We start from the raw sequence: 22,933 nt of genomic DNA, 5'->3' as shown, positions 1-22,933 counted from the left end.
GCATTTCTTAACTCTCTGATAACAAGGATTTAATACACAAAAGTTTTTTGAAGTTTTACCACAAAGAAAGCAATGTTCTTATTATACCTATATATATAGTGTAGTTGCAGGTTTCAAATTTAATGCTGAAGATTGTTGCTTGACTAACTTAAACAATAGTTAACCAATCAGGAGATTCTTGTTATTAGGAATGATAGCCGCTAAAAAACTTAATCGAAACGAATAGCTTTTACTGGCGAAATCTTAGTAATAATGTACGAAGGGATAAGCAAAACCAATAAACAAACAATTACGGTCCCAATATTTAATAATGCAATATGAAGTAAATTAATACTCACGGGTGCTTCGTTTACATAGTAGTTTTCGGGATTGAGTTGTATTACGCCGAAGACCTTTTGAATTAACAATAAAGAAATTGCAATTAGATTCCCCCAAAATAATCCGCGAGCGATTAAATAGAAAGCGTTGTAGAGAAATATTTTTCGGACATGCCAGTTGTTGGCGCCCATAGCTTTTAGAATTCCGATCATTTGAGTGCGTTCTAAAATAAGGACTAGTAATGCGACAACCATGTTGATAGTAGCCACCACAATCATTACAATTAGAATCACTAGGATATTAAAATCGAACAATTTTAGCCATTCGAAGATGCTGTAATACTTTTCTTCGATGGTAATACTATTATAAGTAGGCGGAATTTCTTTGTAGACTTCCTCTCCTTTTTCTTTGATTTTAGAGAAATCGTCTACGAAAACTTCAAATGCTCCAACTTCTGTTGGTTGCCATTTATTGATGAGTTGCACATGGCGAATATCACCTATTATATAAGTAGCGTCGAATTCTTGAAACCCAGAGTTGAAAATTCCGGTTATTAAGAAGTTTCTTTTGTTAGGAAGTTTTCCGTTTTCTTTCATAAAAAAAGTCAGAAACTTATCGCCTACTTTTAATTGTAATCGTTTGGCTAAGTATTCTGAAATTAAAACTTCGGTATTTAATTCGGATTTTAGATTTGGAATTTTACCGTCGACCAAATATTCCTCCAAATTGGTAAAGTTATAATCTTTACCAACACCTTTATATATGATACCTTCGAATGCTTTTTCTGTACGAATAATTCCGGCTTTGCTTGCTACGGCTTGCACATGACTGATTCCTTCAATATTTTTGAATTTAGGATAAAAACTTTGATTTATTGAAATAGGTTCAGTAGTAACCTGAGATTGATTGTCATCAAAATTAGAAATAATAATATGTCCGTTGAAAGCGGAAACTTTCTCGCGAATTTTATCTTGAAGCCCAACACCCGTAGCCACTGCCATAATCATCATAATAATTCCGATGGCAATTGCCGTAATCGCAATTTTTATAATTGGCGAAGAAATACTACTTTTATAACTTTTAGCAGCAATTAGTCTTTTGGCTATGAAATATTCTAAATCCAAGGTTTATAATTTATAATTAACGCAAATATACATAAAGTTTTTTGCCACAGATTACACAGATTTACACAGATTAAAAAATAGTTATGAAATACAATATATATCGATTTACAACATTAATTAGCTTACTTGTACTTTCTATTTCCTGTGGAAGTAGCAAAAAGGCTATTCCGCAACTAAAACCGAGCACTGATAATGTGACTTTGACTTCTACTTCGACAGATGTTACTTTTAAAACAGGAGCCGAAAACTTTGAAAGTTATTTGCCATTATTAAAAGACAAACGTGTTGGAATAGTTACAAATCAAACGGGAATTCTTTCAAAAGAAAAACATTTGGTTGATTTTTTAATCGAACAAAACATCAATCTCCAGAAAATTTATGCACCTGAACACGGTTTTAGAGGAACAGATGATGCTGGCGAATTAATCGTAGACGGAAAAGACACCAAAACTAATTTACCGATTATTTCGCTTTACGGAAACAATAAAAAACCAAAACCTGAGCAATTAGAAGGAATTGATGTCTTAGTTTTTGATTTGCAAGATGTAGGTGCACGATTTTACACTTATATATCTTCGTTGCATTATGTGATGGAAGCTTGTGCCGAAAACAATATTCCGCTTTTGGTTTTAGACCGACCAAATCCGAATGGAAGCATTATTGATGGTACAATTTTAGAAAAGGAGCACAAAAGTTTTGTGGGAATGCACGAAATTCCGGTTTTGCATGGAATGACGATTGGCGAATATACCAAAATGATTAATGGCGAAAAATGGTTGAAAGACGGCTTACAATGCAACGTGACTGTGATTCCGTGTTTGAACTATGCACACGATATGAAATATAGTTTACCTGTGAAGCCTTCGCCAAACTTACCCAACGATCAATCCATTAATTTATATGCGAGTTTATGCTTTTTTGAAGGTACAAATGTAAGTTTAGGTCGTGGTACCGAAAAACAATTCCAAATTTACGGTTCTCCATTTTTACCAGAAAGTGAATTTGATTTTAGTTTTACTCCTCAGCCAAATTTTGGAGCAAAAGACCCTGTTCATAATGGAAAGTTATGTTTTGGAGAAGATTTAACCGAAATCAGAAAAGTACACCGATTAGAATTAAAATGGTTATTGAAAGCTTACGAAAACACCGCAGATAAAACCGTTTTCTTCAATGATTTCTTCACCAAATTAGCCGGAACCAAAAAACTCCGCGAACAAATTGAAGCCGGAATGACCGAAAAAGAAATTAGAAAAACCTGGCAAGAAGGTTTGGAGCAGTTTAAGGAAGTGAGAAAAAAGTATTTGATTTATGAATAGAAGAAAATTTATAAAAGACTTTTCTTATAAATCAACATTAATTTCAAGATTTTGTTTTAGTAATTCATCAACAAAAATCATTCTATCTTTTGGTGATATTACGATTGATTTTGAATCCCCATAACAAACTTCAATTCTATCTGTTAATGAAGAGGCTGGAGCACTTAAAATACTATCGGATTTCCTAATTAATATTATACTTTCAATTGGAATATTCTTATTTACAATAAATCCAGAATGAACTTTTAAAGTTCCTTGAGTAACTACATAATATGTATCATACAATAAATACATTATCAATACAAAAACTGCTATCAAAATTGCAAATAAAACCCAATCTTTCTCTTTAATACCTATTAATATAGCTGGAATTGAAGTTATAACAAATAATATTAACAAAGACACATCTACCTTGGAAGGAAAAACTTTTCTCATTTTACAAGGGTAATTTTTTTTTCATTTGTTCCACAATATTAAACGCAGCAGGACAAATCGCAACATTTTTCATGGTTAAATCTGAGATTTGTTGAAATTTCTTTCTGTCGGTGTGTGGAAATTCTCGGCAGGCTTTTGGGCGAACATCGTAGATAAAACATTTGTTGTCGCTATCTAAAAACGTACATGGCACACTTTTCAAAACATAATCGTTATCTTCATCAATGCGAAGATATTGGTCAATAAACTGCTGTGGTTTTTGACGAAAACTTTTTGAAATTCGTTCAATATCGGCCGACGTAAACAATGGTCCGGTTGTTTTGCAACAATTGGCACACTCCAAACAATCCGTTTTTTTAAATTCAGCATCGTGTAAATCTTGCATTACATAATCTAAATTCTTGGGAGTTTTCTTTTTTAGCTTGTCAAAATACTTTTTGGTTTCGATATGCGTATCTTTGGCAAGTTTTCCGAGTTCGTCAATTTTTGGTTTCAAGTTTAAAGTTTCAAGTTGAGCCACAAAGTTAAGGACTTGAAACTAAAAAAACCTGAAACTTTAAACAAAAAGCAATGAAAGACCTTTTCGGAAAAGCCATTTTAGATTACCAAACGAATAATTCTCCCGAAGATTTAATCACTGAAACTTCTATTTCGGAAGCCGATGAAATGAGCGTTACCTATTTGTTTCGTTCCTATGCCGAAATGCCAAAACTAGAACAAAAAGCATTACAATTAGCTAAAGGAAAAGTTTTAGACGTTGGTTGTGGTGCTGGAAGTCATTCGTTATACCTACAAAACGAATTAAATTTGAATGTTACAGCAATTGATATTTCTGCAAATGCGATTAAAGCCTGCGAACTTCGTGGTTTGAAAAAATTAAAAGTTCAAGACATTATGCAACTTGATGGAGAAAAATATGACACAATCTTGCTATTAATGAATGGTGCTGGAATGTGCGGTAAATTAAAAAATATACCTAATTTTCTTCAAAAATTGAAATCATTACTATCAGACGATGGTCAAATTCTTGTAGATAGTTCAGATATTATTTACATGTTTGACGAAGATGAAGATGGCGGAAAATGGATTCCGACAGATGTTGACTACTATGGTGAGGTTGTTTTTGATATAGTATACAAAGGCGAAAAAGAAAATTCGTTTGATTGGATGTATATTGACTACAACACTTTGCAAAATGCTGCTGTTGCCATTGGTTTACAATGCGAATTAATTTTAGAGGGCGAACATTTTGATTATTTGGCGAAATTATCTCTATAAAAGTAAAAAAATTAATTAAGGTTTCATTTAAAAGTTAATGGCATTTTTAAATCAATACTTATTGGTTTTCCTGCTCTATAAGCGGGTTGCCATTTAGGTGATTTTCGCAAAACTCTTATCAATTCTAGAGCTGAATTTGTTCCTAAATCACGTAAAATTTTAATATTTTTAATTTCTCCTAACTCATTTATAGTGAATGTAAATATAATTTGACCTGATTTTTCTACTGTTGATAAATTGAAATTTTGAATTATATAATCATAAAATTTATCAATTCCTCCCTCTTGAAATTTAGCATCTATGGTATCACCTCCAAGGTATACTTCATCTTCTCCTCCTAATTGAGAAAAACTCAAATTTGAGAACAACACTAACAAGAAAAAAAATAAAAACTTTTTCATTTACTATGGAATATTCAAATATTTATGCGTTTGTAAAGAAACTCTCCATTTTGGATTTTTCATCACATAATCAACGATTAAAGGCGTCATTTCTTCTTTTTTACTCCATTCGGGTTGCAAAAATAAAATAGCATTCGGATTTACATTTGCTGCTTGTTCTTCGGCAAAAATAAAATCATGTTTGTTGTAAATGATTACTTTTAACTCATTTGCTATATCATAAGCACTTTGAACGGGTAATTTATTTTTCTTTGGTGACAAACAAAACCAATCCCATGTACCAGAAACTTCATATGCCCCAGAAGTTTCAATATGAACTTTTAAATTTTGTGCTTTTAGTTTAGAAGTCAACAAAGTCATATCCCAAGTCAAAGGCTCGCCACCCGTAACTACAACTGTGTCGGCATATTTTTTTGCATTGGCAACAATAATATCTGTATTAGTCGGCGGATGCAATTCAGCATTCCAGCTTTCTTTCACATCACACCAATGACACCCTACATCACAACCACCAATTCGTATAAAATAAGCAGCCGTACCAGTATGATACCCTTCACCCTGAATAGTATAAAATTCCTCCATTAAAGGCAACATTTCACCTTTTTCAACCGCTAACTGTGTTTCTTTCTTCAACATTTATTTTTAAAATAGTTTGCAAAGATACTTCATTTAATTAAGAATTAAAATCATCTACGCTTTATAAACAACAAAGCCAGTAAAATACTGGCTTTGTTTATTTTTGAGAAAGATTTATTATTTTAATGCTTTTAAAGAATCAGTAGCATAAGCATTAGTAGCATCTAACAATAATGTTTTATTGAAAAATTCTTTTGCTTTTGCAATATCAGAATTTGCATAATGCGCTCCGATATTATTGTATGACTCAATTAACTTAGATTTGTTTGATGGTTTAGCCATTTCTTCAGCACCTTTAGCCGTAATTTTTTCTAAATAAGCCTCGTAATTTTTAGCCATATTTTCATCATTTTCTAACAATCTATTGCATCTTGCTTTAAAAATATATGCGTCTTGATAATTTGGTGATGATTTTAAAACATTATCAAATGCTATCTCAGCTTTTTGTAAATCTTCAATGTTTGGTTTTACACCATTCTTATTGTTATCATAATAGATAGACAAACCATAAAATAAGTTGTCATCTAAGTAATTTTTATTATCTGATTTAGAAGCTCCAATCTCAAAAATTAAAGCTGCTTCTTTATATTGTTTTTGTTCAAAAAACTTAGAGCCAATTGCGTTAAATTCTGTAACAATAATTGCTTCTTTTTCAACAGCTTTATTTAATTCAGCAACTGCTTCTTTTAATAAAGTTACATCAACTGTTTTACCATCAGCACTCGTTCCTTTTTTAATTTTTGCTAAACCTAAATATAAGTAATCTCGACCTATTACTTTATTATTAGGATTTGACAAATAATCATTTAACGATTTAATTGCTACGTCAGTATTTCCATTTTCGAATGCAGCATATCCTAAATAACGTAAAATTCTTGGATTTACATTATCCAACTCTTTCATTTTATTAGCTTCAACTTCAAGCGCTTTATACTCTTTTGCAAGAATTAAGAAATCTGCATAACGCATACGAGAACTTAAAGAATAGTCTGTCATAGACATGTATTTTTTATAAAACTCTAAAGCTTTAGCTATATTTTGTGTATATGTTTTTGGTTGATTGTTTGCCCAATAGTAATATGTTTCTGCTAATTCTCTGTATGCAGGACCATAATTTGGGTTTGCTGCAACCACCTCATTTAATGCTTTTTCTGCTTCAACATATGCTTTTGCTCCTTTTAACAAAACTCCAGACTGCATTCTAGCACGAATTAAAGTTGGATCAAATTTATACGCATCTCTATAAGCAACATATGCATCATTTTGATTTTTATCACCATAATACGCATCCCCAAGTACTAATAAAACTTTAGCATTTTCTGGATGATTTAATTTAGCTTTCAACATTACTTCTATTGCAGCTTTGTAATTTGGTTTGTCAGCATTCATGTATGCTTGTGCTACATAAATGTATTCTTCAAAATCTTTCTTTTTAACATCTTTTAATACCAAATCAAATTTTGATTTTGCTTCTGCGACTTTATTGTTATCTAAATCTAATTGGCCTAAACCAATTTGATTAAGTTTTGAAAATTCTGAAGCAGTTACTCCTTTATCAAAAAACAATTTTGCAGAATCCTGCACGTTTTGCTTAAGATAGATTGTGCCTAATAAAAATGCAGCTTTACCATTAGATGGTTTAGCTTGATAGATTGCTTTTAATTCAGATTTTGCTTTTTCATATTGTTCAGCATCAATAGATTTATTAGCTTGAGTAAAATCTTGCGCTTTGCTAATAGTTGCTGTTGCTAATAATGTAATACTAAAAACTATTGTCTTTTTCATACCTAATTTATTTATTATCTTCTTTAATTATTTCTTTTCTAGTTACAATTTTACGACTTGGAAAACGAGCTGGAACTAAACCTGCTTGCAATACTATTCGCTGTCCTTTTTCTCCCGTAATAAACGAACCAAAGCCCATTCCAAGACCTGCATAACCTTGACAATTTATAATATACAAATCACGTGCCAAAGGATATTTTTGAGAAGCAATCATATCTTGACTTGGGAAAACAAAATCCTTTTGGTTGATTCCTTTTACACTCAACATCTTAATTGCATCAACATATTTTTGGTTTTCCACTGTTGGCTGTGTAATCCAATTCAAACCCACAACACCAACATATTCAGGGTTTTCTGCTATATATTTTATTAATTCTTCACTTGTATTTACGGAAAAAATATTGTCAGCCTGAGGTATCATTTCAATTTTTGCTAATGCTGTTAAACTACGAACAGTACTAGAATTTGCACTTTCAAAAACCAATCCTTTGATTGAAGAAATCCTTTTTCCATTTAAAAAATTTACAACATCAACCAAATCAATTGAAGTTGTCGCCGAAGAAGTTCCCTTTATGAAAACAACACCGTCTGTTGCAAAATGTGTAACTTTTGGAGTTATATTTTTGTTTTTAATTTGCTTTTCTTCTGCAACTGTTAATTTTCTTGACAAGATTGCGATTTTTTGTTTCCCAGAAAGCAAAGCTGCAATAGCTTGATTTTCGGGTTGTGAAACAATATTAATAGTTGCATCATAATTTGTTTCAAAAATAATTTTTTGATCTTCTACAATTGGAAATAAAGTTTCATCAACTACTATTTCTGCATTTCCCTTCAAAATGTTTTCACTGTTTTTTTCTTCATCCTTCTTAGAACAAGAAAATGAAATAAAAAACAATGCTACTAAAAGAAAAATATAACGGTAAGTAGTTTTCATAAAAATTAATCTTTATTAAAAAAACGAAAAAATCTTAAAAATGAGTAAACGATTAAAACAACTCCGAGTGCCAATCTATAATTTGGTGTCATATTTAATGGCAACTCTTTCCAAAAAATAATTATTAGCCCAAAAAACAAGTAGATTAAAAATAAGAGTACTCCTATAGCAAGAAGAAACCGCTCTTTGAGCGATTTCTCCTTAAATTTATTAGCTAATTTTTTGAGCATTATTCAGATGCAGCTTGAATTGTAATAGGAAGCTGATACTGTACTCTAATTTTCTTACCATTATTTTCACCTGGCGCCCATTTTGGACAATTTTTAAGTACTCGAATAGCTTCTTTATCTGTTCCGTGACCGATATCTTTTAATACTTTGATATCAGTTAATGAACCATCTTTTTCAACTACGAACTGTACAAATATTCTACCTTTTAATCCATCTACTTCTGGAACTTGGAATTTACTTCCAACATATTTGTAAAATTTATCTATACCTCCTGGAAACTCTGGTTTAACAGAGATAACTGCCATGTTGTAAACGTTATCGTCTTCAACAGGCTTAGTTGGTCCGTCACCTACTGGTTTTTCAAATTGGCGTTCTGCTTCCTCATCACCTTTTCTGTTTGCATCAGAAATATCTTTGTCTTTCATATCGTCAATCTTAGCAACAGCTTCAGTTACTTCTTCTGTTTTAGCCACAACTGGTTTTACGAATTTCACTTGATCCACTTTTGGAGGTGGTGGAGGTGGAGGCGGTAAATTTTTAATTTCCTCTACTTTTTTTGGAGGTAATTTAATGGTTACAATTTTTTCGTCTAAAGTTGTCTCCTCTTTAGCAGTTGCACTTTCAATTAATGCCATAATTTTTGGCGTGCTCAATGCTAAAACAAAAACGAATGCACCTAATATCATTGCAATCGCAGTTGTTCTTGGATTTTTTTTACGCAATTCATAAGCACCATATGCTTGATTACGTCCTTCAAAAACGATATCTAACCACGAAGTTTTTAATATATCTAATTTCATTTTCCTTAATTAATAGATTACTAAATAAGCTAACACTTATTTCTCTTCAATTAGTTTTTTCTCCTCTGGAGTAAAATCGTTCACGATAGCATAAGTTGGCACATCTGTAATTGCCATTTCGTCTAAAATATCTACAATATTTCTATACGTAGATTTTTTAGAAGGTTTAATAATCACAATCAAACCATCACCAGGTTTGCTTCCTGGTTTCGCTGCGCAATATTCAGCAACCGACTTAACTCTTTTAACTAGTTCTTTTCTGATACCATTCTTACCATAAGTAGCATCTGTAGGTTTACCATTAGGCTCTGGTGCCTCTAACAAACCGTGGAACCATTTAATTTTATTATCATCTCCTAATAAAATAGTCATAGTTCTCTTTTGATCTACTTTGATATCATCTGTTTTTGTTTTCTCATCACCTTTATCTGGCAAGCCTAAATTCATAGCTTGTGGTTTAGATAATGATGTTGTCAACATAAAGAATGTAATCAATAAGAATGCCAAATCCACCATGGCAGTAAGATCAACTTTTGCGTTGCTTTTCTTACTTCTTACCTTGCCGCCTTTGTCACCACCGCTCTCGGTATTTAATTCAGCCATTGTTTATCTTTTTTTATTTTAATAATCTTTACCTCTAAGACCTGTAACTAAATCAAACTGATTAATTTTTTGGTCTTGTAACATATCCATCACTTTTTTAACTGAAGGATATTCTTGTTTTGCATCGCCTTTAATAGCGAAGTTAAGGTCTTTGTCTGCTATCTCAGAAGTAGCAATACGCGCATTATATATCCATTCTTTTAACTGATTGTCTGTAGAATCCGCAGGAATACCAGGTTGGAATCCAGGTTTGTTTCTATCCGAACTTTTCATTGCAATGATTTGACTTAAATTTTGAATCGGAACTCCGAAAGATTCAATCAGTGCAAATTGTTCCATTTCTTTTTCAGAAAAAGAAAGTTTATATTTTTGAGCCATTAATTCCAGTGTACGTTTTCTAACGTCTCTTCCGGTTACTCCAAAAAATATACTAATACTATCTTTAGCATTTACATCTTTCCCTATAGTGATCGTTGCCAAATCAGTTTCTGGCAATTTTGTTTTCACAGTAGAAGAAGGCGTGTCAACAGGAAGCGGCTCTTGTTGTTTTGCTGTAGCCGTCAAAATAAAGAAGGTAAGCAAAAGGAAAGCCACGTCACACATTGCTGTCATGTCGATAGACGTAGATTTTTTGGACATTTTAATTTTAGCCATTAATTCTTTTTTAGTGTTTAAAACTTTTTTGAAATATTCTTCTTAAAAATTCTAATACTTATTTAGTTTTTTAAACTTCCTCTGAAACGTCTGTAAGTATTAACAAGTGTAGATCCAGCCTCATCGATTGAATATGTTAATGTATCAATTTTTGAAGTAAAGAAGTTATACGTTACAATTGCTAAAGCAGAAGTTGAGATACCTGTAGCTGTATTAATTAACGCCTCAGAAATACCATTTGCTAACGCAGCTTGGTCTGGAGTTCCAGTTGATGCTAACGCACCAAATGCTTTAATCATCCCTGTTACCGTTCCTAATAACCCTGCTAATGTACCTAAAGATACTAATGTAGAAAGGATTGTTAAGTTTTTCTCTAACATTGGCATTTCTAATGAAGTTGCTTCTTCTACTTCTTTAGCGATAGTTTCTGCTGCCTCTTCACTAGTGAATCCTTCTTTTTTAACTTCTTGATATTTTACTAAACCTGCTCTTACTGCATTAGCTACAGAACCTTGTTGGTTATCACATGTTGCAATAGCACCATCAATATCTCCTGAAGTAATACTAGCTTGAACATTTTTCATGAATTTATCTAAACTACCTTTTCCAGCTGCTTTAGAAATAACAAAGAAACGCTCAAATGAGAAAACAACTACCATTAATAATAATCCCATCAATACTGGTACGATTGGTCCACCTTTATAAACCATTGCTAAATAGTTTCCTGGTAGTGGATGTCCAGTGTTAACTCCACCTTCGAAGTTAGAACCATCTCCCATAATGAAACTCCATACTATCCATCCAATAAAGATACACCCTACAATAACAAGTCCTGAGAAAACACTACCTCCGTTTGAACCAGTTTCTTTTTTTACGTTTGCCATTTTTTTAAAAATTTTATTAGTTTTAAAATGTTGATTATTCTGTTAAGTGTTACAATTCAAACTTAACTGGGGTCAAATTTAATTTTTTACTTTGAAAAAAAAAACTTTTTTTGGGTTTTTACACCTAATGTTAAGAAATAATAACAATAAGTTTACCAAGGTGTAAAGTTAATGTTAAACCATATTCTTTTTTTATCGTAAAACTTTAACATAATCTCTTTAAAAACGAGAATAATTTTCTTTTATTATAACAACTAACAAAAAAATATTCATTTAATTACTTCTCTTTGCTTGTTTTGAAAAAAACAATAACTTGCACTATTAATTTATGAAATTTTTCAAAAAATGAGTAAAACAAACGATTTTAGCGCACATGTAATTGAAGGATATACTTGCAAAGGCAATTTTATTACTTTAGGTGGTGGCATTTTAGATGGAGAAGCAATTGCAAACACGCATATAAAAATTCCTTTAAAAACATTAAATCGTCACGGATTAATTGCTGGAGCTACTGGTACTGGGAAAACCAAAACCATTCAAGTTTTATCCGAGCAATTATCACTAAACGGAATTCCTGTCTTGATGATGGACATAAAGGGTGATTTTTCTGGAATTGCTATGCCAGGTGAAGAAAAATCTTTTATCACAGAGCGCCATGAAAAAATTTCAATTCCATTTGAAACTAAAGGATTTCCGGTAGAATTAATGACTATTTCCGAACAAAATGGAGTTAGGTTAAGAGCTACAGTTTCAGAATTTGGACCTGTATTATTTTCGCGAATATTAGATTTAAACGACACACAAGCTGGTGTTGTTTCAGTAATTTTTAAATACTGTGATGACAATAGTCTACCATTATTAGACTTAAAAGACTTTAAAAAAGTTTTACAATATGCTACAGAAGAAGGTAAATCAGAATTTGAATCTGAATATGGGCGAATTTCAACAAGTTCAACAGGTTCTATATTAAGAAAAGTCATCGAATTAGAACAACAAGGTGCTGAATTATTTTTTGGTGAAAAATCTTTTGATATTCAGGACTTACTTCGTATTGATGAAAATGGTTGTGGCTATGTCAACATCATTAGATTAACTGATATCCAAGATCGCCCAAAACTTTTCTCAACTTTCATGTTGAGTTTATTAGCCGAAATATATAACACCATGCCTGAACAAGGTGACGGAGAACAACCAGAACTAGTTATTTTTATAGATGAAGCGCATTTAATTTTTGATCAAGCAAGCAAAGCTTTACAAGACCAAATTGAAACTATTATAAAATTAATTCGTTCAAAAGGAATTGGAGTTTATTTCATTACTCAGAACCCTATGGATATTCCAACGGGTGTTTTAGCACAATTAGGTTTAAAAATACAACATGCTTTGAGAGCTTTTACAGCAAATGACAGAAAAGCAATCAAAATGACTGCTGAAAATTATCCAGATACAACTTTTTATGAAACCGATGAAGTATTAACTTCATTAGGAATTGGTGAAGCTTTTGTAACAGCATTAAGTGAAAAAGGAACTCCAACACCTTTAGTTGCTACTATGATGCGAGCACCTATGAGTAGAATGGATGTTTTAACTGAAAGTGAAATTGAAGTGAGTATTGCAAAATCAAAATTAGCGAAAAAGTATAATGAGGTTCTAGATCGAGAAAGTGCTTACGAATTATTAAACAAAAAAATAGCTGAAGCACATGAAATCGCTACTGAGGAGCAACAAGAAAAAGAAGATACCAAAAAAGCAAAAGAAGAACCTAGCACAACCGAAGTCATCGAAAAATCAATAACAAAAGTTGTTACGAGTGCTAGTTTCATTCGAGGAGCTTTTGGTTTGTTAATGAAGATGTTTAAGAGATAGAAGGGAAAAGGGTGTTAGGCAAAAGGCTTTGTGTTAACTTATAACCTTTTAAACTCAAAAATTAAAATGAAAGGATTCATCACTATAGGATTACTTATACTTTCTAATGTTTTTATGACATTAGCATGGTACGGACATTTAAAATTTAAAGAATTAAAGTGGTTTGAAAATGCAGGATTAATCACCATTGTTTTAATCAGTTGGGGATTGGCATTGTTTGAATATTTCTTTCAAGTCCCTGCGAATAAAATTGGATTTCAAGGCAATGGCGGACCATTTTCATTAATGCAATTAAAAGTGATTCAAGAAGTAATTACCTTAGTGATTTTTGTGATTTTCTCGATGGTTTTCTTTAAAAACGAAACATTCAAATGGAATCACGCAGTAGGATTTTGTTTTTTAGTATTGGCGGTTTATTTTATATTTAAGAAGTAAAGCATGAAAAAATATTTTATCCAAAAAGCTCCATTCGTGGTTCCAACCACTGATGGTAAATTAATAGAAGAACATCACGGGTTGGCAACCACAAATAATGAAGCAATTTCGATTGCGCACATGATTGCGCCACCAGGTTGGAGCGAGCCTTTTCAAACACCAGAATTTGATGAATATACTTATATTATCAAAGGTAAAAAGCAATTTATCATCGAAAATGAAACGATAGTCTTAGAAGCAGGTCAATCCATTAAAATTGAGAAAAATACACGGGTTCAATATTCAAATCCGTTTGATGAACCGTGTGAATATTTAGCAATTTGTACGCCAGCTTTTAGTATGGATGCTGTAAATAGAGAAGAATAAAAAAAGAGGCGATTGCCTCTTTTTTTATTTTAATAATTCTAAAATCTTATTTTCAACTTCTTCTGAATTCCAATTTTCTTGAATATTGTCCATTTTCAAAACTTCTTGCATAATTTCATTTTGAAAATCACCAATCGCCATAGCTTCAGAATAAGGTTGTAAACTAAATGTTACTCTACTATACAAAGGCATCCATTTATCTGGATGTTTATCAGAGAACCATTTTTCTATTTTCTTTTGTAATAAGAATTTTTCATCAGCTGTTTTGGCACTCATTTCTACAAAGTTTCTTCTCGAAAGTTCAGCAATTGCGTCTGCATTAGGTTTTCTTGAAATTTCATATTCTGAAAATATTTTTGTCCAATCATCACCATACTTTTGCATCATTTCATTCAAAATAGTGATATCTTCAAACCCAGCATTCATTCCATGTCCATAAAAAGGAACAATTGCATGCGCAGAATCTCCAATTAATGCTACTTTATCTTCAAATGTCCAAGGAAAACATTTCATGATAGCTAAATAACTATTAGGATTTCTAAAAAAATCGCGCACTAAATCTGGAATTACATCTTTAGTATCTAGGAAATAAGTCGCAAAAAATGAAACTAACTTTTCTTCGTTGGTTAACGATTCAAAAGAATTTTTACCTTCAATCGGCATAAATAAAGTACAGGTAAACGAGTTGTCTAAATTAGCCAATCCCATCAACATAAAATTCCCTCTCGGCCAAATATGTAAAGAATGAATATCAATTTTTGGAGAACCATCTGCATTTGCAGGAATATGCAATTCTTTATAGCCAATTTTCATAAACTCTTGCGAATAATCAAACATTGATTGACGTTGCATTCTGTGTCGAATCCTCGAAAAAGCGCCATCGGCTCCAAAAACTTTATCGTATTTTAACTCTGTCCAATCACCTTGTTCCGTTTCTCCTTCCCACAAAGTTGCAGTGGCTAAGGTTATATCCCATATTTTACGTTCAAAAAAGAATTCCACGCCTTCAGCTTCAGCTAAATCTACCATTTTTCTATTCAAAACACCTCTTGATAGAGAAAAAATAGCTTCACCTTCTTTTCCATAATACTGATAATTCAACTTCCCATCTTGCAAATGAATAGCTCTTTTATCTACTGGAATTCCGATTTTTCTAATTTCGTCCTCCAAACCAACATCTTCTAATGCCTTCCATCCTCGATTCGACATCACCAAATTAATGGAACGACCCGAAAATTCAACCGTTCTAATATCGGGACTTCTGTCGTAAACATGAACAATATGCCCTGCTCTTTTTAAATAGATTGCCAGTAAAGTCCCTACTAATCCAGAACCTACAACAGCAATTTTTTGTGGCGTTTGCATGAAGATTTTTGTAAAAATTTGGACAGCAAAAGTAAGCAATTATAAATTTTATTCCTGAATTTTATTAGATTTTTCATATTATAGAATATTTTTGTTTAATTATTTTTAATTTTAGATAAACAAAATATACCTTTGAATAAAAAAAAGTCATGAGAAAGATTACAAAAGAAGATTTATTCCAAATGGCAAAAGTTCCAAGATTAAACTTGGTCAATTGCTTAACAGGATATAAATCAGCGAATTTAATTGGTACTATATCATCTGAAGGAGTTTTGAATGTTGCAATTTTTAGTAGTATTACCCATTTAGGAAGCGAACCGCCCTTGTTAGGATTTATTTTGAGACCGACTACTGTTCCAAGAGACACTTATAAAAATATAAAAGAGACTGAGTATTTCACAGTAAACCACATAAGCGAAGAAATGATTTCAGATGCGCATCATACGTCATCAAGTTATGAAGAGCATATTTCTGAATTCGACAAAACAAATTTAGAATCCGAATTTATTGACAGCCACAATGTGCCATTCGTAAAAGGAAGTCCAGTTCAATTGTTATGCAAATATGTAAACGAATACAAAATTGAAGAGAACGATTGTATTCACATTATTGCTTCTATAGAAACTATTTATGCAGACAAAAAACTCTTTCATGATGACAATTGGATGCAACTTGATCGAGGAAATGTGGTTGCAATAAATGGCTTAGATGGTTATGCTGTTCCAAAATTAGCAGACAGATTTCATTATGCACGACCAGATAAACCATCAACTTCAATGCTATAATGACGCATAAAAAAGTAAATCTTCCCGAAAAAATCTGCAATGCTTGTCAGCGTCCTTTTTCTTGGCGTAAAAAATGGGAGAAAAATTGGGAAGATGTAAAATATTGTAGTGATAAATGTAGAATGAATAAAAACAAATAGCATGAACGGATTAGTATGGTTTAGAAACGATTTGCGCACGATTGACAATCATTCGTTATACAATGCTTGTAGAGAAAACGAAAAAGTAATTGGAATTTACTGTTTAGATCCAAGAGATTTCGAAACAATCCAATACGGTTTCAAGAAAACAGAAAAATTTAGAACTCAATTTTTATTAGAAACTTTAGCCGAATTACAACAAAATTTAGCCGAGAAGAACATTTCTTTGTTGGTATACTATGGCTATCCCGAACAATTGATTCCAGAAGTAGCCGCAAAATATCAAATAGACACGATTTATGTTCAAAATGAATGGACACAAGAAGAAGTAAATGTAGAAAATGAAGTTCGAAATTTGATTCCTGCGGTGAATTGGAAAACTTATTATGATCAATTTTTATTTCATCCTGATGATGTTCCGTATGAAGATTGGGAGAAAATTCCAGAAGTTTTTACTGAGTTTAGAAAGCAATTAGAAAAGAAAATTCGAGTAAGACCAACCGTATCTATCACAGCAAAACCGATTTCAAATCTAATTGAAGAAAAGACAAGTATTCCAACACTAGAAGATTTAGGATTTGAAGATTTTAAGCAACCGAACAAAACCTCTTTCCCTTTTAAAGGTGGCGAAAATCAAGCTAAAAAAAGAATCAAAGACTATTTTTGGGACACCAAAAAACTAGCAGTTTACAAGAAAACTCGAAATGGTTTAGTAGGAAAAGATTACAGTTCAAAACTTTCAGCTTGGTTGGCAAATGGTAGTATTTCGGCAAGAATGATTTATTGGGAAGTGCAACAATTTGAGAAAAAAGTAGTCAAAAACGAAGATACCTATTGGTTAATTTTCGAGTTGATTTGGCGCGATTATTTCAAATACATTTCGCTAAAACACGGTAACAAAATTTTTCAATTGAACGGCATTTTGCAAAAAAAATACCATTGGAACCAAAACACAAAAGCTCTTAACCAATGGACAAAAGGCATCACACCAGAACATTTTGTTAATGCCAATATGATTGAATTACAAAAAACAGGCTGGATGAGCAATCGCGGTCGTCAAAATGTGGCGAGTTATTGGGCAAAAGAATGGGAACAAGATTGGCGTATTGGCGCAGCGTATTTCGAAAGTATGTTGATTGATTACGATGTGCATAGCAATTATGGTAATTGGATGTACAATGCTGGTGTTGGTAACGATCCAAGAGATAGAAAATTCAACATCAAACGCCAAGCAGAAATGTATGATGGCGATGGTAAATTTCAGAAAATGTGGTTAATTCCTGAATTACTTTAGATGAAAACACTTCGATTACTTTTGGGCGACCAACTCAATTCGCAACATTCTTGGTTTGATGAAGTCAATCATAATGTGATGTATGTAATGGCGGAAATGCGTCAGGAAACAGATTATGTGAAACATCACATTCAAAAAGCTGTGGCGTTTTTTCTTTCGATGCGAAATTTTTCGGAGGAATTGACAAAACATGGTCATCAAGTAGTTTACTATAAAATTTCAGATGCGAATAATCCCCAGGATTTGGAAAGATTGATTTTAGATTTGATTGAAAAGAATAAAATAGAGCAATTTGAATACCAATATCCTGATGAATATCGGTTGGATAAACAATTGAAAGCTATCTGCGAAAAACTTTCTATTTCAACAAAAGCAGTTGATTCGGAACATTTTTATACGTCTAGAAATGAATTAGCCGATTTTTTTAAAGGGAAAAAGCAGTTTTTGATGGAAAGTTTCTATCGCATGATGCGAAAAAAACATGATGTTTTGATGGTAGGTGATCAACCGTTAGATGGAAGATGGAATTTTGACCATAACAATCGCAATCAATATAAAAATGAAGTTCCTATTCCGTTTCCTTTGGAATTTCATGAAAATGTCAGCGAAATTGTTGCTGAAATTGAAAGCCAGAACATCACCACTTTTGGAAGTATCGATGCTGAAAATTTCAATTGGCCGACTTCAAGAAACGAAAGTTTACAATTAGTTGATTATTTCTGTGAGCATTTGTTGGCACATTTTGGAACGTATCAAGATTCCTTATTTTCTGGACATAAATTTCTGTTTCATTCGCGATTATCTTTTGCGATGAATTCCAAAATGATTAGTCCGAAAGAAGTTGTTGATGCAGTGATTTCTTATTATTATCAAAATCAAGAAACCATTGAATTGGCACAAGTTGAAGGTTTTGTGCGACAAATTATTGGTTGGCGCGAATATATCAGAGGAATTTATTGGAAAGAAATGCCAAATTATGCCCAAATGAACACATTAGAAAACAACAATCCACTACCAGATTTCTTTTGGACAGGAAAAACTAAAATGAAATGCATGCAACATTCGATTTCCCAAAGTTTATCGGAAGCATATGCACACCACATTCAGCGATTGATGGTCATTGGCAATTTTTCTTTGTTAGCCCAATTGCACCCTGATGCAGTTGACGCTTGGTATTTAGGCGTTTACATCGATGCGATTGAATGGGTTGAAATGCCAAACACACGCGGCATGAGTCAATATGCGGATGGTGGCATTGTAGCGACCAAACCTTATGTCTCTTCAGGAAGTTACATCAATAAAATGAGCAATTATTGTGGTAGTTGCCATTATAATGTAAAAGATAAATTGGGCGAAAAAGCGTGTCCGTTTAATAGTTTGTACTGGCATTTTTTAGATGAGAAAAAGCATCATTTTGCCAATAATCAAAGAATGAGCATGATGTTAGCTTTACTAAGAAAAATGAAACCTGAAGAATTAGCAGCAACGAAAGAAAAAGCGATTTCGATTTTGGAGGATATCAATAATTTATAAAAAACCGAAGCAAGCTTCGGTTTAAACTTGTATGTGTCCCCAATTTTCACCTCTTTTTATTCGATAGATTTGCATTTCTGAAACAGAAAATTCTTTTGCGGTTTTTCTAACGCTGAATTTTTCACCTTGACGCTTCATTTTTAACTTAATTCGCATTACTTGAGTAGAGGTTAATTTTCTACCATCGCGTTTAATATTATCTTCTTGAAATTTTTTAAAAGCCGCTTTTACGGCTGGACTTTTATGAGCATGAGCACGCATTTCTTCATAAGTTGCCCATTTTAGATTATACAATTGATTGTTCATTTTGTCATAATCTAAATGTAAAACGTATTCTTGATCTTCACTTTCCTTTGGTAAAAAAAGTTCGGCAACCATTTTATGAATAGCATGAAAATAGAATTTCTTTACACCATTAGATATTCTAACATATCGTAAAAAAAGAAAACCTTCTGTTGGAGCGCCTTTTAAAATTTTTCCATTTTCAATTGTATCAGTAAAGCTTTTAAGTCTGCCATAATTTGATACGGCATACTTAACCTTTCCTGGTACTTGAATAAAATATTCTTTCCACTGTTCAATTACAAAGTGACTCATGTTTTTGTCTTTAAATAAATTATGGGGGGGGGAATTATTTTAAGACTTATCGTCTGATTTTATGCAAGATACAAATTATCTATTAAACTTGATTTTATTACCAACATTCATTTTCTGAGATTTAGCGAAAACACCACACATATGGAATAACATTCTTGCGCCTACGTTTCCATCCCAATCGTCATCACCTGGTGCAACTTCGACTAAATCAAACCCAATAATTTCTTTATTGGTATCGGCTAATTTACTTAACAAATAGGCAGCTTGCTCAAATGAAAAACCACCGGGAACTGGAGTTCCTGTATTTGGACAATACCAAGGATACATGCCATCAATATCAAATGAAATGACTACTTTTTCTGGCAATGAATCAACAATATGTTCACATTGTTGTTCCCATGTTTTACCTTCAAATGTTTCTTGTTTCAAATCCATATCAGTATGCACTAAAACTCTATCTTTTAAAGCCACTTCAACTTCTTGTTCACAAAAATCGCGAATTCCTACTTGTACAATTTTTGAAATTTGAGGAATTTGTAATGCATTGTACATGATTGAAGCATGTGAATAGGTGAATCCTTCATAAGCAATACGCAAATCCATGTGTGCGTCTAAATGCAAAATCCCGAAATTATCATATTTGGTTGCTAAGGCTTGATAATAACCTAATGGCGTCGAATGATCTCCACCTAATAAAGCTACTTTTTTTCCTTTGTTCATCCAATCTAAAACACGATTTTTAACTTCTTCGTTAAGATCTTTACATGCTTTGTTTATTTTATCCAAATCAGATTGCAAAGCGGGGAACATTGACACATCTTCTCCACTTTCTAAAGCTTCAATAATTGGTTGTGCCATTCCCTTATATTTTTCAGAATTTTTTGCCCAATGTTCAGGAGCATCATCCATATAAATGCCTAATTTCCATAATTCAGGAAACTCTTGATGATTTAAATCTACCTGAAACGAGGCATCCATAATTGCATCTGGACCCTCAGAAGCTCCGGCTCCATAACTTACTGTAACTTCCCATGGAACAGGCACAATAATAATTTCACTTTGCTCTGCTGAAAATGGCAGCCCAAAAACAGTTGCATCTGCTAAACCCGGTTGCGATGGGTCAAAATTTTCTAATATTTGTTCTTTAGTCATAACTTATCCAAGACGCAAATGCGCTTATTAATTTTGACAAAGTTAGTGTTTCCAATGTTTTTTTGAAAATGTTTTTTAGTAATCAAAAACTATTCACATAGTTAAATAGTTTGTTTTATGATAATTGTCATCTTTTATACCTTTTGAAATGGTCATCTTTGGCGATTACATTTTTTATTTTTCCATAAAATGAGTTATAAACCAACACATACTTTCCATATTCCAGTAATGGGATTAGCCTACACAATAGACAGCCCGATACGCGTGGGTCAATTTGGCATTTCTTCAGTAGTTTCAATCACAGATGATGAATTGATTGAAAAAATGAGGGCTTTTTACAGTGAAAAATTCAGCATTCCTTATCAAGAAATTACACAAAAATTTCATGATTATAGAGCTGAACGGATTACAAATTACCTAAACTTAGTTGATAAAATTGTAAAAGACAAGTTTGAAAATTTCAAAAACGAATTGATTGAGAGCAGATCGTCTTTAGAGAATTATATTGCTATGCTACCAAACAAAACAGACATAAAAAAGAGCCTACAACACTTTATTGATGAAGGTTATACGCTAAAAGACACTATAAAAAATTATATAGAAGAGCATTTATCACCTGGTGAAATTGATGTAAACATTATGACGAAAGTTGATAAAGATAATTTTGATAAAAATGAACAATTAGGTATTGAATTCAACGATGCTCATGCCGCCCTTCGTGGTTTTGCAAAGAGTAATTTGAACTCATCTGTGGTGCTTTCTGCGGGAATGAATCCGAGATTATATAGCTATTTAGAAAATTTTAAAGATTTTTTTCCAAATTCTGAAGCAGTCTTAAAGAAAAAAATCATTTTAAAAGTTAGCGATTTTCGTTCGGCACTAATTCAAGGGAGTTTTTTGGCTAAAAAAGGATTATGGGTTTCTGAATATCGCGTAGAATCGGGATTAAATTGTGGTGGACATGCGTTTGCAACAGATGGTTATTTGTTAGGACCCATTTTACAAGAATTCAAAGAAAAGAAAGAACAATTAATTCAAACTGCTCACGATTTATTGGTTAAAGCATTACGTCAAAAAGAAATGCCTGTTCCTCAAAAACCGCTACAATTAAAAATAACAGCTCAAGGCGGAGTTGGAACTGCTGAAGAACATGAATTTTTATTAGAAAATTACAATTTAGATTCAATAGGCTGGGGTTCGCCATTTTTATTAGTTCCGGAAGCAACTTCTGTAGATAATGAAACACGAAAATTATTAGCAAATGCAAAAGAAAATGACTTCTATTTGAGTAATATATCTCCTCTTGGTGTCCCATTTAATTCGGTAAAAGGAACAACAAATGAATCTTGGAAGCAAAAAAGAATTGATGAAAATAATGCTGGAAGTTCCTGTCCAAAAAGGCTTTTAGCTTTAAGCAAAGAATACGACGAAAAAGGATTGTGTACAGCTTCTAAAAAATATCAAGACATAAAGTTAGAAGAATTAAACAACAAGAAAGCCAGCATATCAATTTCTGAATATGAAAAAATAAAATCTCATATTACTGAGAAATCTTGTCTTTGTGTTGGTTTAGTAAACGCAGCATATATAGAGAATGATATAAAAATAAAAGGGCAACAACAAGGGGTTGTAATTTGTCCGGGGCCAAATTTAGCTTATTTTGATAGAGAAATTTCGTTGGTAAATATGGTAAAACATATTTATGGAAATACAAATATTATGACCGATGATAACCGACCAAATGTTTTTGTGAAAGAATTAAAAATATATATTGAATATTTAAGAAAAGAGATTTCAGAATACACAAATGAACTTTCAGTTAGTCAAATAAAAAAATGGAACTTATTCAAAACAAATCTATTAGCAGGAATTTCTTATTATCAAGATTTGTTTTCTTCAACAAACTTCTTCAAAAGCGAAAGTGAAAAAATTCAAAATCAGATTAAAAAATATAAATCAGAATTGATAGCAATTGAAATTCCAAGTTAAGTTATACTCTCTT

24 protein-coding genes are annotated in these 22,933 nt (G+C 32.3%); 10 read left to right on the top strand and 14 right to left on the bottom strand.

Going from position 1 to position 22,933, the window contains the following annotated elements:
• Positions 1 to 209 precede the first annotated feature (209 nt).
• Positions 210 to 1,442 carry an ABC transporter permease gene (locus tag VK164_RS03160; RefSeq protein WP_324207957.1) on the bottom strand — a complete coding sequence of 411 codons (1,233 nt, stop codon included), beginning with the start codon at positions 1,440 to 1,442 and terminating at the stop codon, positions 210 to 212.
• An 83-nt stretch (positions 1,443 to 1,525) separates the two neighbouring features.
• Here VK164_RS03160 and VK164_RS03155 point away from each other — a divergent pair, with 83 nt between their 5' ends.
• Entirely contained in the window at positions 1,526 to 2,758 is a 1,233-nt protein-coding gene (locus VK164_RS03155; protein ID WP_324207956.1) for a DUF1343 domain-containing protein, read from the top strand.
• A gap of 24 nt (positions 2,759 to 2,782) precedes the next feature.
• Here the strand turns inward: VK164_RS03155 and VK164_RS03150 are convergent, their stop codons facing one another.
• Positions 2,783 to 3,193 (bottom strand): PH domain-containing protein, encoded by a 411-nt coding sequence (locus tag VK164_RS03150; RefSeq protein ID WP_324207955.1) that lies wholly within the window; start codon positions 3,191 to 3,193, stop codon positions 2,783 to 2,785.
• A 1-nt stretch (position 3,194) separates the two neighbouring features.
• A complete protein-coding gene (locus tag VK164_RS03145) occupies positions 3,195 to 3,689 on the bottom strand; it encodes a YkgJ family cysteine cluster protein (RefSeq protein ID WP_324207954.1) in 495 nt (164 codons plus the stop codon).
• A gap of 74 nt (positions 3,690 to 3,763) precedes the next feature.
• Here VK164_RS03145 and VK164_RS03140 point away from each other — a divergent pair, with 74 nt between their 5' ends.
• Positions 3,764 to 4,471: an SAM-dependent methyltransferase gene (locus VK164_RS03140; RefSeq protein ID WP_324207953.1), complete on the top strand. Its 708-nt coding sequence runs from the start codon at positions 3,764 to 3,766 to the stop codon at positions 4,469 to 4,471.
• A gap of 23 nt (positions 4,472 to 4,494) precedes the next feature.
• Here the strand turns inward: VK164_RS03140 and VK164_RS03135 are convergent, their stop codons facing one another.
• The 8 genes from VK164_RS03135 to VK164_RS03100 all read right to left on the bottom strand — a co-directional run bounded on the left by VK164_RS03135 (position 4,495) and on the right by VK164_RS03100 (position 11,398).
• Positions 4,495 to 4,872 carry an energy transducer TonB gene (locus VK164_RS03135; RefSeq protein WP_324207952.1) on the bottom strand — a complete coding sequence of 126 codons (378 nt, stop codon included), beginning with the start codon at positions 4,870 to 4,872 and terminating at the stop codon, positions 4,495 to 4,497.
• 3 nt (positions 4,873 to 4,875) lie between these two features.
• Positions 4,876 to 5,508, bottom strand: a complete 633-nt coding sequence (locus VK164_RS03130) for a 7-carboxy-7-deazaguanine synthase QueE (RefSeq protein ID WP_324207951.1) — start codon at positions 5,506 to 5,508, stop codon at positions 4,876 to 4,878.
• 117 nt (positions 5,509 to 5,625) lie between these two features.
• Complete coding sequence (locus VK164_RS03125) at positions 5,626 to 7,293, bottom strand: hypothetical protein (protein WP_324207950.1); 1,668 nt, start codon at positions 7,291 to 7,293, stop codon at positions 5,626 to 5,628.
• A gap of 7 nt (positions 7,294 to 7,300) precedes the next feature.
• Entirely contained in the window at positions 7,301 to 8,227 is a 927-nt protein-coding gene (locus VK164_RS03120; protein ID WP_324207949.1) for a substrate-binding domain-containing protein, read from the bottom strand.
• Positions 8,228 to 8,456: 229 nt separating this feature from the next.
• Positions 8,457 to 9,257 carry a TonB family protein gene (locus VK164_RS03115; protein WP_324207948.1) on the bottom strand — a complete coding sequence of 267 codons (801 nt, stop codon included), beginning with the start codon at positions 9,255 to 9,257 and terminating at the stop codon, positions 8,457 to 8,459.
• Between the two features lie 36 nt (positions 9,258 to 9,293).
• Positions 9,294 to 9,860, bottom strand: a complete 567-nt coding sequence (locus VK164_RS03110) for a biopolymer transporter ExbD (protein WP_324207947.1) — start codon at positions 9,858 to 9,860, stop codon at positions 9,294 to 9,296.
• An 18-nt stretch (positions 9,861 to 9,878) separates the two neighbouring features.
• Positions 9,879 to 10,514 (bottom strand): biopolymer transporter ExbD, encoded by a 636-nt coding sequence (locus VK164_RS03105; protein WP_324207946.1) that lies wholly within the window; start codon positions 10,512 to 10,514, stop codon positions 9,879 to 9,881.
• Between the two features lie 62 nt (positions 10,515 to 10,576).
• Positions 10,577 to 11,398, bottom strand: a complete 822-nt coding sequence (locus tag VK164_RS03100; RefSeq protein ID WP_324207945.1) for a MotA/TolQ/ExbB proton channel family protein — start codon at positions 11,396 to 11,398, stop codon at positions 10,577 to 10,579.
• A 345-nt stretch (positions 11,399 to 11,743) separates the two neighbouring features.
• Between VK164_RS03100 and VK164_RS03095 the strand changes: the two genes are divergently transcribed.
• The 3 genes from VK164_RS03095 to VK164_RS03085 all read left to right on the top strand — a co-directional run bounded on the left by VK164_RS03095 (position 11,744) and on the right by VK164_RS03085 (position 14,065).
• On the top strand, positions 11,744 to 13,264 hold the full coding sequence (locus tag VK164_RS03095) for a helicase HerA-like domain-containing protein (protein ID WP_324207944.1): 1,521 nt from the start codon (positions 11,744 to 11,746) through the stop codon (positions 13,262 to 13,264).
• Between the two features lie 66 nt (positions 13,265 to 13,330).
• Positions 13,331 to 13,699 (top strand): DMT family protein, encoded by a 369-nt coding sequence (locus VK164_RS03090; protein WP_324207943.1) that lies wholly within the window; start codon positions 13,331 to 13,333, stop codon positions 13,697 to 13,699.
• Between the two features lie 3 nt (positions 13,700 to 13,702).
• On the top strand, positions 13,703 to 14,065 hold the full coding sequence (locus VK164_RS03085; RefSeq protein WP_324207942.1) for a cupin domain-containing protein: 363 nt from the start codon (positions 13,703 to 13,705) through the stop codon (positions 14,063 to 14,065).
• 24 nt (positions 14,066 to 14,089) lie between these two features.
• On the opposite strand, the gene VK164_RS03080 is transcribed toward VK164_RS03085, so the two are convergent.
• Positions 14,090 to 15,430, bottom strand: coding sequence for an NAD(P)/FAD-dependent oxidoreductase (locus VK164_RS03080; protein WP_324207941.1), 1,341 nt, complete (start codon positions 15,428 to 15,430; stop codon positions 14,090 to 14,092).
• Positions 15,431 to 15,579: 149 nt separating this feature from the next.
• Between VK164_RS03080 and VK164_RS03075 the strand changes: the two genes are divergently transcribed.
• Genes VK164_RS03075 through VK164_RS03060 form a run of 4 tightly spaced genes read left to right on the top strand, consistent with a single transcriptional unit; the run spans position 15,580 to position 19,182 of the window.
• Positions 15,580 to 16,215 carry a flavin reductase family protein gene (locus VK164_RS03075; protein WP_324207940.1) on the top strand — a complete coding sequence of 212 codons (636 nt, stop codon included), beginning with the start codon at positions 15,580 to 15,582 and terminating at the stop codon, positions 16,213 to 16,215.
• Positions 16,215 to 16,355, top strand: coding sequence for a DUF2256 domain-containing protein (locus tag VK164_RS03070; RefSeq protein ID WP_324207939.1), 141 nt, complete (start codon positions 16,215 to 16,217; stop codon positions 16,353 to 16,355). Before VK164_RS03075 ends, VK164_RS03070 begins: the two co-directional genes overlap by 1 nt.
• Before the next feature lies 1 nt (position 16,356).
• Positions 16,357 to 17,649: a DASH family cryptochrome gene (locus VK164_RS03065; protein WP_324207938.1), complete on the top strand. Its 1,293-nt coding sequence runs from the start codon at positions 16,357 to 16,359 to the stop codon at positions 17,647 to 17,649.
• Positions 17,650 to 19,182 (top strand): cryptochrome/photolyase family protein, encoded by a 1,533-nt coding sequence (locus VK164_RS03060; RefSeq protein ID WP_324207937.1) that lies wholly within the window; start codon positions 17,650 to 17,652, stop codon positions 19,180 to 19,182.
• Between the two features lie 21 nt (positions 19,183 to 19,203).
• Here the strand turns inward: VK164_RS03060 and VK164_RS03055 are convergent, their stop codons facing one another.
• Together VK164_RS03055 and VK164_RS03050 are read right to left on the bottom strand one after the other, a co-directional pair.
• Positions 19,204 to 19,779: an NUMOD4 domain-containing protein gene (locus VK164_RS03055; RefSeq protein WP_324207936.1), complete on the bottom strand. Its 576-nt coding sequence runs from the start codon at positions 19,777 to 19,779 to the stop codon at positions 19,204 to 19,206.
• A 75-nt stretch (positions 19,780 to 19,854) separates the two neighbouring features.
• The gene (locus VK164_RS03050) at positions 19,855 to 20,931 is read right to left on the bottom strand and encodes an agmatinase family protein (RefSeq protein ID WP_324207935.1); all 1,077 of its coding nucleotides are present in this window, start codon (positions 20,929 to 20,931) and stop codon (positions 19,855 to 19,857) included.
• Positions 20,932 to 21,120: 189 nt separating this feature from the next.
• Here VK164_RS03050 and VK164_RS03045 point away from each other — a divergent pair, with 189 nt between their 5' ends.
• Positions 21,121 to 22,920, top strand: coding sequence for a hypothetical protein (locus VK164_RS03045; protein WP_324207934.1), 1,800 nt, complete (start codon positions 21,121 to 21,123; stop codon positions 22,918 to 22,920).
• The last annotated feature ends 13 nt before the right edge of the window (positions 22,921 to 22,933 follow it).

The sequence above is a fragment of the Flavobacterium sp. genome (genome assembly GCF_035299005.1).
Classification (GTDB): domain Bacteria; phylum Bacteroidota; class Bacteroidia; order Flavobacteriales; family Flavobacteriaceae; genus Flavobacterium.
The sequence above is the reverse complement of the archived record's forward strand: the minus strand, read 5'-3'. Positions and strand labels throughout refer to the sequence as shown.

Coding starts and splice junctions, on each gene's coding strand:
- VK164_RS03155 (WP_324207956.1), top strand. CDS start 1,526: ATGAAATACAATATATATCGATTTACAACATTAATTAGCTTACTTGTA.
- VK164_RS03150 (WP_324207955.1), bottom strand. CDS start 3,193: ATGAGAAAAGTTTTTCCTTCCAAGGTAGATGTGTCTTTGTTAATATTA.
- VK164_RS03140 (WP_324207953.1), top strand. CDS start 3,764: ATGAAAGACCTTTTCGGAAAAGCCATTTTAGATTACCAAACGAATAAT.
- VK164_RS03135 (WP_324207952.1), bottom strand. CDS start 4,872: ATGAAAAAGTTTTTATTTTTTTTCTTGTTAGTGTTGTTCTCAAATTTG.
- VK164_RS03130 (WP_324207951.1), bottom strand. CDS start 5,508: ATGTTGAAGAAAGAAACACAGTTAGCGGTTGAAAAAGGTGAAATGTTG.
- VK164_RS03125 (WP_324207950.1), bottom strand. CDS start 7,293: ATGAAAAAGACAATAGTTTTTAGTATTACATTATTAGCAACAGCAACT.
- VK164_RS03120 (WP_324207949.1), bottom strand. CDS start 8,227: ATGAAAACTACTTACCGTTATATTTTTCTTTTAGTAGCATTGTTTTTT.
- VK164_RS03115 (WP_324207948.1), bottom strand. CDS start 9,257: ATGAAATTAGATATATTAAAAACTTCGTGGTTAGATATCGTTTTTGAA.
- VK164_RS03110 (WP_324207947.1), bottom strand. CDS start 9,860: ATGGCTGAATTAAATACCGAGAGCGGTGGTGACAAAGGCGGCAAGGTA.
- VK164_RS03105 (WP_324207946.1), bottom strand. CDS start 10,514: ATGGCTAAAATTAAAATGTCCAAAAAATCTACGTCTATCGACATGACA.
- VK164_RS03100 (WP_324207945.1), bottom strand. CDS start 11,398: ATGGCAAACGTAAAAAAAGAAACTGGTTCAAACGGAGGTAGTGTTTTC.
- VK164_RS03095 (WP_324207944.1), top strand. CDS start 11,744: ATGAGTAAAACAAACGATTTTAGCGCACATGTAATTGAAGGATATACT.
- VK164_RS03090 (WP_324207943.1), top strand. CDS start 13,331: ATGAAAGGATTCATCACTATAGGATTACTTATACTTTCTAATGTTTTT.
- VK164_RS03085 (WP_324207942.1), top strand. CDS start 13,703: ATGAAAAAATATTTTATCCAAAAAGCTCCATTCGTGGTTCCAACCACT.
- VK164_RS03080 (WP_324207941.1), bottom strand. CDS start 15,430: ATGCAAACGCCACAAAAAATTGCTGTTGTAGGTTCTGGATTAGTAGGG.
- VK164_RS03075 (WP_324207940.1), top strand. CDS start 15,580: ATGAGAAAGATTACAAAAGAAGATTTATTCCAAATGGCAAAAGTTCCA.
- VK164_RS03070 (WP_324207939.1), top strand. CDS start 16,215: ATGACGCATAAAAAAGTAAATCTTCCCGAAAAAATCTGCAATGCTTGT.
- VK164_RS03065 (WP_324207938.1), top strand. CDS start 16,357: ATGAACGGATTAGTATGGTTTAGAAACGATTTGCGCACGATTGACAAT.
- VK164_RS03060 (WP_324207937.1), top strand. CDS start 17,650: ATGAAAACACTTCGATTACTTTTGGGCGACCAACTCAATTCGCAACAT.
- VK164_RS03055 (WP_324207936.1), bottom strand. CDS start 19,779: ATGAGTCACTTTGTAATTGAACAGTGGAAAGAATATTTTATTCAAGTA.
- VK164_RS03050 (WP_324207935.1), bottom strand. CDS start 20,931: ATGACTAAAGAACAAATATTAGAAAATTTTGACCCATCGCAACCGGGT.
- VK164_RS03045 (WP_324207934.1), top strand. CDS start 21,121: ATGAGTTATAAACCAACACATACTTTCCATATTCCAGTAATGGGATTA.